The sequence below is a fragment of the Thermoproteota archaeon genome (assembly GCA_003352285.1).
Lineage (GTDB): Archaea > Thermoproteota > Nitrososphaeria > Nitrososphaerales > Nitrosopumilaceae > PXYB01.
In genome coordinates this window covers 54,859-69,570 of record QQVN01000004.1, presented here as the reverse complement: position 1 = coordinate 69,570, position 14,712 = coordinate 54,859, and the positions used below count along the sequence as shown (strand labels likewise).

Below are 14,712 nucleotides of genomic sequence, written 5' to 3'. Positions count from 1 at the left end.
ATTAAAAGCTAATTATGGAAAGCGATGAAAAAAAAATCAGGCAAGAAGATTGCAGTGAGGATGGATTTGGTCCAGGAATTCTCACTATCACAAACAAAAGAGTTGCATTTGATAAAACTAGGGGAAGAATAATGGACTTTTCAAAGAAATTTGGAGATACTGTAATTGATGTGCCACTAGTAAAAATAAAAAAAGTTTGGAAGGAAGGATTACTTATGAAAAAAGTATGTTTTTCAGTAGAAACCGAAGATGGAGAAAAGTCTTACAAATTTGGTGTTTTCAGTAACGGTAGTTGGTTGGAAACATTTCAAGATGCTATTGAAGAAGCTAAAAATCAGTAACTGATTTCTACAGAGTCCAATCGCCATGATTGCCTAACAAAGGTTTCATCTAATTTTGCGCCACTCTTAGTTGTCGATTCAAGTAGACCAGTCCAAGCTATTTGTGAGCCACAGTCCCCAGCATATTCCAATGGCACAACATAAAATTTACAATTTTGTCGTTTGCAAACTTGATGAAGCATCTGTGAGAGCCGCTTATTTGCAGCTACGCCACCAACAACCATTAGCTCTTTTTTCTGTGTAAATGCCAATGCGCGCTCTACTGCTTCAGAGATCATTGCAAACGCAGTCTCCTGTAATGAAAAGCATGCGATTTCTTTTCCTTTAGGGATTAGAGACTTTGTTGCAGATAATAATCCAGAAAAAGAAACATCATTTCCTTTGACAGAATAAGGTAGTGATTCATACAAGTTTGTCTGAAGAGCCAATGATTCAATTTGTTTTCCACATGGTGATGAAAATCCCAGTGAGCGACCAAATTGGTCTAATAGCTGTCCCAACGTAATGTCAAGTGTTTCACCAAATACGCGCCACTTGCCATATGTCAATGCAAGCAACATTGTATGTCCACCAGAAACCAATAGTACCAATGGATTTTTAGATCCGGTTAGTAGCTTTCCTAGCTCAATGTGTCCTAGTGCATGATTAACAGGATAAATTGGAATTTTGTAATATGATGCTAGGGAACGTGCAACTATTGCACCAACGCGTAGACATGGCCCTAGTCCAGGCCCTGCAGCATATGCAATGATATCTAAATCAGAGATCGATACGTCTGCTTTTTGTAATGCATCTTGTAAAACCTGTGCGCTATTTTCAATGTGATGTCTAGATGCTTCGCGAGGGTGTATACCTGCACCTTCCGGTGGCCTATAGATCTTTCTTATATCAGAGAGAATTTTTCCTTTTTTATTATTTTTTTCAAGAACAGCACAAGAAAATGTGTGTGCAGTGCTTTCAACGCCTAAACATAACATGTTATCCTCTACTCATACTTGAAACAATCTTGATTACATCTCCATTTTTTAATTTATGATCAGCGCCAATTCGTTGTTTGGTTTTACAGTCAATGGCATGAAGGAATCCTTTTGCGATATCAGCATGAATGATCTTTGCTAATTCCTTTGCAGTTGAGTCAAGTGGTAAAAGTTTTGCATCTGGAAAAATTTCGCCATCTTTGTTTGTAAATTTGGTTTCATCCTCTACAGGATACACTACAATGAATTTTAAGAGATCAAAAACAGTTTTGTTTAGTGCAGATTGTATACCAGTTGTAGTGATCTTTTCTAATACAGATGAAACTAGATCTAATGCCTTTTTCTGCTGAGGGTTTAGGGAGTTTTCTTTTATTGTGAATTTCTCACTGCCTGTAACGTATTCAATCATTCCAGATTTGGAGGCCTTTCTTAGTAAGAGCTCAGATTCAGCACTACAAGGAATAACAATCGTGTCCTGAATTTTTTTTATTACGGATAAATCTTTACACAAATCGGCCTTGTTGGCTGCAATCAAGATTGGTTTTGTAATTTTACGCAGTTCTTTTGCAAAATTATAAAGATCATCATCATTCCATTCTGATATTTTTTTTGTTTGCAGTCCTGTGTGTTGCAATACAGACTGCACTTGGAAATCCTTTATCCCAAGTCCACTAAAACGCTTTGTAATACCCTCGACAAGCTTTGTAGTTTTTTGTTCTATCTCCTTTGAAATTTTTTGCCATTCTCGTTTTAGGATTTGATTAAACCATTGTACAAATTCCTCTTCTACAAACTTGACATCTTCAAGAGGATCATGACTGCCAACACTGACAGGTTGGCCTTGAATGTCTGTTGTTCCAGCAATGTCAACAACATGAATTAACGCATCTGCTTGTCTTGCATCATCTAAGAACTGATTTCCTAATCCTTTTCCTTTGTGTGCATCAGGAACCAAACCAGCTATATCAATTAATTTTACTGGAACAAATCGCGTTCCATTAATACAGAATTGACTATTATGAGAAATTCCAAAGTGCTTACATGCACAATCAGTTTTGATGTGTGTCACCCCAACATTTGGCTCAATGGTGGTGAATGGAAAGTTACCAATTGGGACAGATGTTTCAGTAGCTGCTGAAAAAAATGTTGATTTTCCAACATTTGCTTTTCCCAACAGCCCAATTTGCATGGAAAACCAAAATCAGATTATACATATTAGTATTGCAGCAATGATTTAATCTAGATTCTTTTCTGATAGAATATGTCGCTAGTAATTACAGGGAATCCTGGAGTTGGAAAACACACCATAGCAAATGAAATTGCAACAAAATTAAATTCTGAAATTTGTGATATTAACAAAATTGCTTTAGAATCAAATTTTTATGAGAAAAATAATGGTGTGATTGATGTAGATGTAAAAAAAATCAAGCGTTATTTGAAGAAAAAAGTTTTAAAAAATTCAATTACAGTTGGTCATTTGGCGCCATATGTGTTATCAAACGATCAAGTAAGAAAAGTAATCATTTTAAGAAAAAACCCATACAAACTCAATTCAATTTATAAAAAAAGAAGATATTCAAAAAAGAAAACTATAGAGAACCTTGATAGTGAAATTTTAGGAATCATAGCTCATGATTCCATAAAAGAATTTGGAAAAACAAAGTGCATTCAAATCGATACCACTAACAAGACTATTCAAAAAACGGTACAGGACGTAATGAAAGCAATTAAAGGAAATAAACAAAGTGATAATGTTGACTGGCTCAGCCTAATAGCAGAGAAAGATCATTTAAAAAAATTCTTTTCCTACTGATTTAATAATGAATCAAATATTTGGTATCTTACATTGTTTGAAATAATAAAAAGTGATCTTGCTGCAAGAATTGGAATACTACAGACAAATCACGGAAAGATTGAAACACCTGCATTTGTTCCTGTAATTCATCCTGTAAAACAATCTATTCCAGCAAAAAAATTTCGTGAGCTTGGTTTTGATCTTGTAATAACTAACGCATACATTACAAAAAATAATTATGGAGAGGAAGCCATCCAAAGAGGAATTCATGACATAATTGGTTTTGATGGTTCAGTAATGACTGATTCAGGAGGATATCAAGTTCTTGAATACGGAAAGGTCAAAGTTTCACATGAAGAGATGGCAAAATTTGAGACAGGAATCAAAACAGACATTGCAATTCCTTTGGACAAGCCAACGGGATTTGGATTACCGAAGAAGCTTGCCTTAGATTATGTCAGACACACACTTGATGTATCAAAGAAAACATTAGAGTCAAGTGAGGATAACGGGCAGATTTGGGTTGGCCCAATTCAAGGAGGAGAGCATTTTGATTTGGTGAAAAAATCAACTCAAGCACTTGTAAACCAGGGATTTCAAATGCTTGCGCTTGGGAGTCCAGTTGAATTTATGGAATCATACGAGTACAAACTATTAGCAGAGATGATTGTGGCTGCAAAAAAGCAGATTCCTCCTTCTATTCCACTACATCTTTTTGGCGCCGGACATCCACTAACGATTCCCTTTGCGGTGGCACTTGGTTGCGATACATTTGATTCTGCCTCTTACATGCTATATGCAAAACAAGATAGATACATCACAGAGGATGGCACTCGTCATCTTACAGAGATAAAGCAATTTTCATGCAACTGTGAGGTATGCTCTAAATTTTTGCCTAGTGAGTTGTCGGGTCTATCCTATGAAGACAAGAAGAACAATCTTGCATTGCATAATTTGTATGCAATAAAATCTGAAGTAGAAAGAGTCAAAGAGTCAATTCATGAAGGCAGATTGTGGGAATATGTCATAAAAAAGGCACGCGCACATCCAAAACTCTTTGAGACTATTGGTGTTTTTACCCATAATGCAAAATATTTCATAAAAACAACTCCCAAATTCAAAGAAAAGGCAATCTTTCTCTTTTCAAAAGAAGACCAATTTAGGCCAGAGATTCAATCATTTCATAATATAGTGAGAAAGTTTAGGACCAAAAACAAGACATTAGTAATTTTCAAAGAGACAAAACTAAAGCCAGCGTATTTATCATCAGAATACAAAAGACTGGAAAAAAAATTCAAAGATATTGATTTGGTGCAATTTTGCATCTACAATCCATTTTTGGGATTGATTCCAATTGAGATTTCAGATATGTTTCCTGCATCTCATTATGTAATGGCAGATACAAAAAGAGAGCCAAAAGACCATACAGAATTTGGAAAGACATGGGAAGTATTCTTTGCAAAAAATAATTTTGCTAATGTTTACTTTGATAGGGAAGATGAATTTTTAGAATTCTTTGCAAAAAAGATTCCAAGATCAGCTAGAAAAAAATCTCTAAATTAAAAAAGAAAAAAGTGTACGAAAGATACCGCGCTTATAGAGCGGCGTCTTCTGCCCATCCTTTGATGAAAACTCCGTTCTTGTGAAGAGGTACAGGTTGTCCTGCAGTGTAATTCATTGGTCTCATCCAGAAGATTGATTTTGTTGGGCAAACCCCAATGCATGCACCGTCTGAGATGCATCTCTCTGGATAGAAAACAAATGCTTTACCTCTCTTCCAACCTTCAACAGGTTTTACACGAAGTACATCTGGGCCAAGAGAAGTACAGATTTCAACACATAGTGCGCATCCGATACATCTCTGTTCATCGATGTCTGGAAGTATTGCTATTGGCATTTATTTCACTTATTTTGATCAGTGCTCAGTTACTATTTAAACCATAATCGAAATCCATAACAGGGTTATAGCTATTTTGTGATCGCGTTTTGAAATTTTATTAGTTTTAGCTAATACTAGTTTGCATGAGGAGTTTTGATGAGTGGGTCAATAGTTTACCAGGTGAAGCAAAGGAGATGATTCCATTGAATGAAAAACCGCATCTCAATTTGATAAACTATCTTTGGGTGAATAATATTTTGAGTGGCAAAGAATCATCATCTATTCCAACAGTAGAGGAGCTATTAAGTTGGATAACAAACGAAAAAATTGAAGCAAAACGCGGATAATCTTTTTAAAAAATATCTAAAAAACAAAAGAAAAGAACGTGAAGTTCACGTTTTACTTTCTCATTGCGTCGATTTGGCCTGAGGTGACCCAGTCCAAAAGTTCTGCGGATGAAGGATTTAGGTCTGCCTTTTTGTCCATAAGGTTCTTTACCCAAATCCAGTTAATTTGGTTTAGAAGTGGTTTATTGTTCTCATCGCCAGCACGTACTTTTGCTACGAATGCTGGGTCTTGTTGATTTAACCATTCTTGAAAGCTTCTTCCCATGGGGATCGGATCTTAGCTTGCACTAATTAAAGCTTTTGAAGATTATATTCGTAATGGAATGATCGGAATCAAATCAACAAGACTTTAAGGTGGATGTTTTAGCAATTGACTCTTGAAAGTAAGAGTTCTCGGAGCGGCTCAAGAAGTAGGTCGATCTGGATTTTTAGTAGATTGTAATGGAACAAATCTTTTGTTGGATTATGGGGTTTTATTTGGAAAAAGAGGGACTCCACCACAATATCCCTTGCATGTCAAACCAAAGGATGTTGATTCAATAATTATCACCCACGCACATCTTGATCATTCAGGTTATGTTCCATCAATGTTTGTTAGTGGAAATTCGAGAGTATATGCAACTCCACCAACCATTGAGCTAAGTCGGTTACTAATTGAAGATATGCTCAAAATTGAAAAAAATACACATCCATTTGACATTCCAGAAGTAAATAACATGATTAAAAATACCAAAGAAATTGGTTACAAAGAAAGGATAAACCGCGGTGCTGCCTCCTTTGAATTTAGAGAATCAGGACATGTGATTGGCGGGGCCACAGTTTTACTGGAATCAGAAAAAAAGAAGTTATTCTACACAGGGGATATCAACGTTAAAGGTTCCAGAATGCTTCGAAAGGCAGATCTTGATGTAGGCGAAATTGACTTGCTGATTACTGAGAGTACTTATTCCCAAACAGATCAAATGCCTCGCCAAGAATCCGAAGCAGGATTGATTGAATTTGCAAATGAAGTTATGGATAGAAAAGGAACTTTGTTTATTCCTTCTTTCTCAGTTGAACGCTCACAAGAGATTGCGTGTGTTTTGAAAAATTCTAATTTTAAGCACAAAATTATCATGGATGGAATGGCATTGAAGGTGAATGAGATCATGTTTAGATATCCAGAGTATCTCCGAGATCCAAAAGTATTTTCTGATGCAATAAATCAATCAGTATCTATTCATGATCATGAACAACGTAAAAGAGCGCTAGAAGAACCATGCGTCGTAATTTCTCCAGCTGGAATGTTGGTAGGAGGAAATGCAGTTTACTATCTTCAACATTTGGCATTTGATAACAAAAATGGAATTGCTTTGGTTTCATATCAAGGGGAAGGAACTCCTGGAAGAAAACTTTTGGAGACTGGAAAAGTTTCTACACGTGGAAAGGATTTGAAAGTTGAAGCACAAGTAAAACAGTTTGAGTTTTCTGGTCATTCAGACAGAAGTGAATTATTTGAAATGCTAAAACAGATCAAGGGAAATCCTAAAGTTTTAACTGTGCACGGAGACAATCAATCTTGTATAAAATTTGCAGAAGAGATTCATGAAAAATTTGGTTTTGAAGCTCATGCGCCAACATTTGATGAAATCATCACAGTCTAAATGACATCAAAGAATATCATAAATCTAGATTCAACGATAAATAGCGGTCAGGTGTTTCTTTGGAAAAAGGAGGGCGGTTTTTGGTATGGAATTGATGGGGATAAGGTACTCTGTATAGATTCTACTGATTTGAAAATGAAAAGCTCGGGAGGAAAGGTGGATTACTTTAGGGAATCTGATGATATTGGAAAAATTCTAAAAAGCCTCAAAAAAGACGAAGTAGTAAAAACAGCAATCTCTCAAAATCAGGGCCTCAGGTTGCTTCGTCAGGACCCATTTCAATGCTATATCTCGTTTATTGTTTCATCAAATTCCAATATTCAAAACATCAAATCAACGTTAAACAAATTATGTAAAAAATTTGGAGAGAGGATAGAGTTTGATAAAAAAGAATTTTTCTTATTTCCTACTTCTGCCAGTCTTGCAGAAGCATCAAAGGTAGAGTTGTTAGAATGTGGTTTGGGGTATAGGGCAGATTTTGTAAAAAAAGCAGCAAAAGAAGCAGATAATGGAATTATGGATTTGGGATTACTAAAAAAAATGAGTTATGTTGATGCAAAGAATGAATTACTAAGAATTTTTGGCATAGGAAATAAAGTTGCAGATTGCATAATGTTATTTTCATTAGAAAAACTAGAGGCGTTTCCATTAGATACTTGGATGCTAAAAATATTGAGAAAGTATTACACAGATCTTTTTCCTATAGAAGGAAAATCAATTACGGAAAAAAAATACAATTTATTACATGAAAAAGTTGTATCACATTTTGGTCCATATGCAGGATATTCTCAACAATTTCTTTTCAAAATGGAAAGAGATGCTTTTCATAAAAAATGGTTGTAAACCCTTAATATGGTAAATATTTTTCAGACTCTTGGGCCTGTAGCTCAGCATGGATAGAGTGTTGGACTTCTAATCCAATGGCCAAGGGATCGAAGCCCTTCGGGCCCGTTTAAATTTACAAAATTATTTATTTTCTGACATAATTGATTCTACATGAAGGATATTGAATTAAAGTTAGAAAATTTAGATTTCAAACCTAATGAAGAGATAAAAGGTATCATAAAAGTGAATTTTCCTGGTAGATATGATGGTGTAGTAATTAATACCCAAATTCTTAATTCTAATGAGTTAATCATTTACAAGTCCTATAATGGAAAGCAAATCTCACAAAATGTTTCACGATTGTTTGTAAATAGAGATATGATGCCAGAAAACAAAGTAGAGTTTACTGCAGTTATAGAATTTATTCCTAAAGAAACTCATGAAGTGAAATTTCGTGCATCAATTATAGAACAACATAAAGAGATTGAAAGTGATGTTGTTTTTGCAAAGATTTCTTAGAATCTTTGTTTAGTAATCTCTAGTTTTCCAGTCATCCAAGGATGTGGTGTACAGTGGTACTCAACTACATGAGGTTCAGTAAATAAGAACTCATATTCTTCACCAGCTTTGATTACACCTGGAGATCCAAAGTCTCCACTGTAAGAATCAGCCATACGATGATCAGGGGTTACAGTATGTGGAACATCATCTAGATTTTTCCAAACTATATGATTATCTATTCCTAGCTGAATATTGACAAGTTTTGGAACAAAATTATCTTGTTGATCAGCACTTGCAGAGCCAGGTATCATATCAATAATTGTCTTTTTTACTGGGTGTAGGATATGTTCATCAACTGAAGGTTTTGCAAGGGATTCTGGCAAATAAAACATCTGGTAAAATCCAATTGCAACTGTTAATCCAACAATTACGGTAATTACTCCAATGCCGTATGCATGAGATGTTGTAGATGAGCTCAACTGTTTTCAATACTCGTCGATGATATTATAAAGCTTCTTTAGAAATAACTAGAATTTCTTTAGATCAGAAGTTCCAAGAGTAGTGTCTTTTTCGTTGTTTATACCAACGTCTGCTTTTACTTGGGGTGTTGCAACTTCAGCTTTTGGCGGTTCTTTTTTGTCATCTAGACTAGGAGAGCCTTCAGGTAATTTTGGAGTCTCTGGTTGTGACTCTTCAGTAATTGCCTTTGGTCGCTCTTCTGTCATAATGCTTGGAGGTGCAGGTGGTGCCTTCTTTGCCTCGTTTAGTCCATAACGATAGACATGGAAGAATGCTGCAAAGACTATCAGAATTAATCCAACAAAGAATAATGACAGATTATTCATTCCCGAAATAGCCGCATTATACGCTGTAATGTTTAGGAAAACTTGGAATGCGATTAATCCAATAATTACCCAGTTAATCCACTTTTGAGATAAATTAATTGATGCGATCTTCTTTGGTCCTTGTTCTTTTGCAATCTTTGCTTTTCTTTCAGCTTCTTTTGCCAAGTGAATCATCATGTAGCTAAATCCAAAGCCCATTGGAACCAGCAGAATCATGACCAAATAGAGGTATATTGGATCAATTACTAGTCTTTGGACTAGAGGTAACGTGGTATCTGCAGGAATATAGAATCCCCAATAAGTCGTAACCATGATTTGAGCAATTCCAGTAATACCAAATGCTGTGATTATCGGTCTGTCTTTCCATGAGAATTTCTTGTATCTATCAAGGAAGGGAATCAGTAACAACGATAGAATGAACAGGCCAGGCCAAAGAACACCAGTGACAAACTTGTCATATTGAGTTCTAAGGAATGCATACAAGCCAGTCAAATACCATTCGGGTACTGTGATGCCAGGCGGCACCGTGGGTTCAAACTTGAATCCCATATCAATTGGGAACACACCTCCAGTGATCAGAATAGCTCCAGAAATTGCCATAACCATAGGTACATCAAATACTAGGAATCGTGGGAAGTGGACTGCCATCAATCCTAACATTACCAAAGGCAACAAGAACACATGTTGTGCATAGAATCGTAAAACAAAGTCCGAGAATCCTGCACCGAACATGGTATCCCGTATGACGGGCCCTGCTACAGGTATAGAGTTTGTCAGTGATGCAGCAATACTAATCGCAAGTTCAGCTCTTTCACTAAATATTATATCATATCCTGTGAATGCTTCAAGAATAGTAACAGTACCTAGTATGACACCAGTAACCCAAAGAATTTCATTTCTAATTTTGTATCTACCGCTAAAGTATTGGTAATACATGTGCAGTATTGCCAAGAGAACCATTGCATTGGAACCATGATAGTGAATGTTTCTAATATGAAAACCAAATGGAACTTCATCATTGATAAATTTCACACTATCCCATGCTCTATCTAGTATTGGTTGATAGTAAAACATCAACAGAGCGCCAGAAATTCCAAGAATAACAAAAACGATGAATGTTAACATTCCCAAAAATCCAAATGGACTTACAAATCTTGCAGGGAATGAAAACTTGATTGCAGTAAAGATGGTTCTATCTAATCCATCCCATATCCAGTAAAAGAAAGCAACTGCTCCCGTATGTCTATTTAACGAAACGGCCATATCCTATTACTCCATTTTCATTTACTCCCCATGTAGGTGGTTGAATCCACAAGAATCCATCGGCATCAGCTTCAAAAGTTAATTGCGGCAATGTGTTTGATGGTGGTGCTTGTAATGATGCAGGTCCAGCAAAAGCAGTTCCTGTGGTAGGACTATACATACTTCCATGACATGGACATTCACCTCGTCTTCTACCCTCATCGGGCCAATACTTCCACAAACACCAGAGATGAAGACACACCATGCTAAAAGCTCTAAATGATGTAGCTTCTTGTTTTTCTCCACCTAGTTCTTTTGGTAATCTAATAAATTGCCATTTTCTAAATGCTTCTTCGTCTAATACTCGGTCACCAGTTTTTGGATAAGTGATTACTTCAGCATGATTAATCGGAAAAGTTTTGACGTTAGCTTGTGTTCCATCTGGTAATTCAACTGGAACTTTTTCTAAAGTGGCAGATGATGGGTTTGGCATAAAATTTCCCCATGGAACAAAAGGAGCAAATGCAAGTCCTGTTCCGGCAGCACCCATTAATTTTAGAAAATCTCGTCTAGATAAACCACCGCTCTTTTGGCGCCCCTGCTCTGACATTCAAGCTCCGTACTCGCCAAATTGTTTATAAACCTTGTTTCAGGTTTTTGGCAAAATTAACTTCTCAGTTATAACAAAAAGAAAATTTTGTCTGTGATCGCAAAAAAAGATAATTGATTTATTGGTTTGGAGAGATGTTGGTAAATTTTGCAGCTATTGTAATTGGTTCTGTTGTAGAATTACCACCAAATAGTGTAGTGTGAGTCATTAGACTGTATGTTCCAGTTTGATTGATTGGTACATACAAAACAGTTGAGGTATCATCTTTGTTTTTTACTGGGAAGAAGCCTCCACCTTGACTAAACGGAGAAGGACCGAGCCAGTCATTTGAGGCCCAGCTCATGAAATGACCAAATACTCCAGATGGAACATTGCTTTGAACTATTCGACCTTTTGGATCTACAGCAAATACTGAAAGGTTCGTATCTGGATTTTCCCAAGATATTTCTATTGCGGCAGTATTGATTTCTGCATCATTAATGTCAAAATAAAATTGTCGCCAATCACCTGCCATGTATCGGTTTACCATGTCAAATGCACCCTTGGTATAGCCAGATCCATACAATACATCATCTGTTTCTTTTCCATTAATTAACACAAGTGAATCTTTTTCAGGAATTTTTTGTATTACTGCAAACGAGACTGGAATGTTTACTGTATGAGAATTACTTGAAAATTCTAAAAATCCTTGATACGTTCCTGTTTGATACTCATTTGGTACAAAGATTGTTGCAAAAACATGTGACTTGCTTTCTGGTAGAACTTCAATGAAATTGTTATCAAGCCATATTGCACTCCAAAAATTTTTCTTGTAATAATTTGCAGAAAGATCATATTCCATGGATGTAGAATTTTGTCGTGTATCACCTAACCAGTATGAATATCGTGTAGGTACAGGATACACCCCAACTAATGGTACGTCAGTAAATTTTGAAGAAGGATCTGATACACGCATCTCCTGAACAGTTCCCCATGAACCTGCTCTATTAACCATGGATAGTTCATCACTTGAAACTTTGGTATCATTGTTGTTATCAGACCAATCATAAAGATAAAGGGATGTTATTCGTAGATCATTTGCATAAATATCATCAGTGAAATTCATGAATTGTTTAAAATTAAAATTTGCATTAAGAACTAATAATGATGCATCTTCTGGAATAGGTGTCTTTTCAGAATAATATGATGCTAAATTATTGTATTGCTTAACATCTGTTAATTGGATATAATTTGGTGAAAATGTATTTGGTTTTTGTAAAGTTGGATCTTGTGTATGTGGTATAGTTTCGCCGCTGAATTTATCTGTCTTTATTAACTCAAAATATTTTGGTGTGATTTGGATCTTCAAGGTTGAATTAGTTGGATTCTCAATTGTAAATTTTGCAGAACTTCTTTCTCCTTGTAATAATTGACCGCCAAACCAATTAGAGGTTGGCAATATCTTTGAAGGTACTTCAAACTTTTCTAAACCAAATGAGGTAGAGTTGACTAGTGATAGAGGCCTATCTAGAATTTTTTTAACGTTTGTATAGGTTGCATCATTATAGACAATAAATTTTCCATCTTTACCTTTTACAAATTCGATTGCGTTGCCTACATTAACTAGTCCAGAACCTTGTGTAAAGGGATCATTTTGTAGATCAGTGGCAGTTGACATTAAGATGTTTTTTATTCTAAATGAATCAGCGTTATGAGAATTATCGTTTAGTCCTTCAATTACTACAGCTGCACTCCCAGAAACCAGAGGTGCCGCCATACTGGTTCCACCATACAGTGAGAATGCCTCCTGCTTGGAGTCTTTTTTGAGTTTTGTTACTGCAGATGGAGTAAACCCATGAGCTCCAATACTCATGATATCAGGTTTTGGATCACCAATTAGTCCAGGACCTCTGCTGGAAAAATCAACAATATGACTTGCATGATCGGTTGTATTTCCAAATCGCGGTTGATCTTTGAAGGGACCATATCCAACAAATACATTATTTGTTGTTGCTCCAACTGCAAGACCAAATGGTGCTGCATTTGGTAATCCAATTGTTCCATATCCATGACCAGAGTTACCAGCACTCGATACCATCAATACACCAGGATAATTTTCGTCTAATGATTTTGGTACTGTTAATGTATTGAGTATTTGTGAAAGCAAATCCATTCCAGGCGCATACTGCATTAATGGAAAATTTGAAACTCCCCAGCTGTTTGAGATTATATCGGCTCTAGGATTCCCCTGAAATTCCCACTTGCTGTTTTTATTATCAAATCCTGCTGCCCATAACCAAGCATAAACACTGTCACCAAACCATAATGCCTTTACAGGTATGATTTTTGCATCAGGTGCGATTCCCTTTATTGAAAATTTCTTTGTATTATTGTAAATATCATATTGTTCAATTCCTTTAGAAGTAATTGATGCGGCACTAGATGTTCCGTGTCCCATAAAATCAGTCATAACACCAAAAAATTGTCCATTAGGATCCATCGGAGGAAGAACTGTTCCATTAATTGCTTTTAGTGTTTTATCAAGCTGTGATTTTGTATCAGTTACAGCACCATAGACATCGACTACACTTGCACCAACTGTTCCGGCACTGTAATCAAATTTTCCATCTTTATCAAAATCATATCTTAAAATTTCATTACCACTTCCAAGTGTAATCGGTTTTTCATCTGTAAAATCAAAATCATAATTTGGTTTTTGTCCTCTAGGTAATTCAAATCTAACATAATCTTCCCATGATGTTGACAAGTCGGGAATTATTGTATCATATACTCCAGCTTTATTTGCATCAACAACTAACACCGGTACAACTTGTAATCTAGTGAGTGGTCCTTCCAGTGCACCCTGATACATTACTCCAAGATGATAAATTCCACTCTTTGAATCGATAAATTCCCTACTATTTTTACCAATCTTCATGTCGTCATTTAATGTGCCATTAAAGACAGGAGCAGGTCCTTGATGTGGGAAAAATGAATTGTAAATTTGGATTACAGTTCCTTTGCCACCTTGCTTTACATCAAGAAATACCCCATCACGAGTCTTGTACACTGATGAAGTTGCAAAATCAGGTAATGTTTTTGAATAATTTCTAATTATTCTATCATCATTAATGTTTGCAACAAATGTTGCATTTGTAAGTATGATTCCTTGACCATCTGCATCTAGCATGATTGGATAGTTATTTTTATCCCTAGCAAGTGAATGTGAAACATCAGGATTTGAAAAGTCCACACCAGTATCAACAATAGCAATGTTGACTCCTTTCCCTGTGTACCCGTATTTTTCATGAACCGATTCAGAATTAACTATGGATGCTACTTTTGATCCATCTTGAATTGAATTAGAATGAAAATCTACTTGAAAATCTTCTATGACATGATACCCTCTTGTTTGTAATTTTGGTATCATATCATCAGAAAATAAACCAACAAAGAAAAATCCTGTATCAGAGTTTATGGAGTAAATTTGATTAGATGAATATTGGTTTACATCTGAATGTTCATTCCCAAAAACAAGATATCGTTTTACTTTTGGGGTAGTATCATGAATTTGTGGTGATACTTCAACAATTCCTGATTTCACAATTAATGGACTTTGGGAATTAACATTATTCGATAAAGGTAGATCACCTCCCAAAAATCCTTGAGCTGAAAAAGTTGAAAATAACAATAATGCAATTAAAAAAATTGCCACTTGTGGCATCATG

Annotated in this window: 15 protein-coding genes and 1 tRNA gene; 8 read left to right on the top strand and 8 right to left on the bottom strand. The window is 35.8% G+C overall.

What is annotated here, in order from left to right:
• Positions 1 to 14: 14 nt before the first annotated feature.
• Complete coding sequence (locus DWQ18_05645; GenBank protein ID RDJ33530.1) at positions 15 to 341, top strand: hypothetical protein; 327 nt, start codon at positions 15 to 17, stop codon at positions 339 to 341.
• Here DWQ18_05645 and DWQ18_05640 read toward each other — a convergent pair.
• Complete coding sequence (locus DWQ18_05640; protein ID RDJ33529.1) at positions 335 to 1,318, bottom strand: tRNA (adenosine(37)-N6)-threonylcarbamoyltransferase complex transferase subunit TsaD; 984 nt, start codon at positions 1,316 to 1,318, stop codon at positions 335 to 337. The genes DWQ18_05645 and DWQ18_05640 overlap by 7 nt on opposite strands.
• A gap of 1 nt (position 1,319) precedes the next feature.
• On the bottom strand, positions 1,320 to 2,507 hold the full coding sequence (locus tag DWQ18_05635; GenBank protein RDJ33528.1) for a redox-regulated ATPase YchF: 1,188 nt from the start codon (positions 2,505 to 2,507) through the stop codon (positions 1,320 to 1,322).
• A gap of 72 nt (positions 2,508 to 2,579) precedes the next feature.
• Between DWQ18_05635 and DWQ18_05630 the strand changes: the two genes are divergently transcribed.
• A complete protein-coding gene (locus DWQ18_05630; protein RDJ33527.1) occupies positions 2,580 to 3,131 on the top strand; it encodes an AAA family ATPase in 552 nt (183 codons plus the stop codon).
• A gap of 33 nt (positions 3,132 to 3,164) precedes the next feature.
• Positions 3,165 to 4,676 (top strand): tRNA guanosine(15) transglycosylase TgtA, encoded by a 1,512-nt coding sequence (locus DWQ18_05625; GenBank protein ID RDJ33526.1) that lies wholly within the window; start codon positions 3,165 to 3,167, stop codon positions 4,674 to 4,676.
• A 31-nt stretch (positions 4,677 to 4,707) separates the two neighbouring features.
• Here the strand turns inward: DWQ18_05625 and DWQ18_05620 are convergent, their stop codons facing one another.
• A complete protein-coding gene (locus DWQ18_05620; protein ID RDJ33525.1) occupies positions 4,708 to 5,010 on the bottom strand; it encodes a 4Fe-4S dicluster domain-containing protein in 303 nt (100 codons plus the stop codon).
• Between the two features lie 125 nt (positions 5,011 to 5,135).
• On the opposite strand from DWQ18_05620, the gene DWQ18_05615 reads away from it, so the two are divergent.
• Positions 5,136 to 5,339 (top strand): hypothetical protein, encoded by a 204-nt coding sequence (locus DWQ18_05615; protein ID RDJ33524.1) that lies wholly within the window; start codon positions 5,136 to 5,138, stop codon positions 5,337 to 5,339.
• Positions 5,340 to 5,391: 52 nt separating this feature from the next.
• Here the strand turns inward: DWQ18_05615 and DWQ18_05610 are convergent, their stop codons facing one another.
• Positions 5,392 to 5,604, bottom strand: coding sequence for a hypothetical protein (locus DWQ18_05610; protein RDJ33523.1), 213 nt, complete (start codon positions 5,602 to 5,604; stop codon positions 5,392 to 5,394).
• A gap of 112 nt (positions 5,605 to 5,716) precedes the next feature.
• Here DWQ18_05610 and DWQ18_05605 point away from each other — a divergent pair, with 112 nt between their 5' ends.
• From DWQ18_05605 to DWQ18_05590, 4 genes are all read left to right on the top strand, one after another.
• Positions 5,717 to 6,982: an MBL fold metallo-hydrolase gene (locus DWQ18_05605; protein RDJ33522.1), complete on the top strand. Its 1,266-nt coding sequence runs from the start codon at positions 5,717 to 5,719 to the stop codon at positions 6,980 to 6,982.
• Positions 6,983 to 7,825: a DNA repair protein gene (locus tag DWQ18_05600; protein ID RDJ33521.1), complete on the top strand. Its 843-nt coding sequence runs from the start codon at positions 6,983 to 6,985 to the stop codon at positions 7,823 to 7,825.
• Positions 7,826 to 7,858: 33 nt separating this feature from the next.
• Positions 7,859 to 7,933 (top strand) — tRNA-Arg (locus DWQ18_05595).
• Positions 7,934 to 7,978: 45 nt separating this feature from the next.
• Positions 7,979 to 8,326, top strand: coding sequence for a hypothetical protein (locus DWQ18_05590; protein RDJ33520.1), 348 nt, complete (start codon positions 7,979 to 7,981; stop codon positions 8,324 to 8,326).
• On the opposite strand, the gene DWQ18_05585 is transcribed toward DWQ18_05590, so the two are convergent.
• The 4 genes from DWQ18_05585 to DWQ18_05570 all read right to left on the bottom strand — a co-directional run bounded on the left by DWQ18_05585 (position 8,323) and on the right by DWQ18_05570 (position 14,708).
• Positions 8,323 to 8,700: a copper-binding protein gene (locus DWQ18_05585; GenBank protein ID RDJ33635.1), complete on the bottom strand. Its 378-nt coding sequence runs from the start codon at positions 8,698 to 8,700 to the stop codon at positions 8,323 to 8,325. The two genes, DWQ18_05590 and DWQ18_05585, sit on opposite strands and share 4 nt — an antisense overlap.
• Before the next feature lie 135 nt (positions 8,701 to 8,835).
• On the bottom strand, positions 8,836 to 10,416 hold the full coding sequence (locus DWQ18_05580) for a cytochrome bc complex cytochrome b subunit (GenBank protein RDJ33519.1): 1,581 nt from the start codon (positions 10,414 to 10,416) through the stop codon (positions 8,836 to 8,838).
• Positions 10,397 to 11,005, bottom strand: coding sequence for a (2Fe-2S)-binding protein (locus tag DWQ18_05575; GenBank protein RDJ33518.1), 609 nt, complete (start codon positions 11,003 to 11,005; stop codon positions 10,397 to 10,399). The genes DWQ18_05580 and DWQ18_05575 overlap by 20 nt, the downstream gene beginning before the upstream one ends.
• A gap of 118 nt (positions 11,006 to 11,123) precedes the next feature.
• Entirely contained in the window at positions 11,124 to 14,708 is a 3,585-nt protein-coding gene (locus DWQ18_05570; GenBank protein RDJ33633.1) for a peptidase S8, read from the bottom strand.
• Between the last annotated feature and the right edge of the window lie 4 nt (positions 14,709 to 14,712).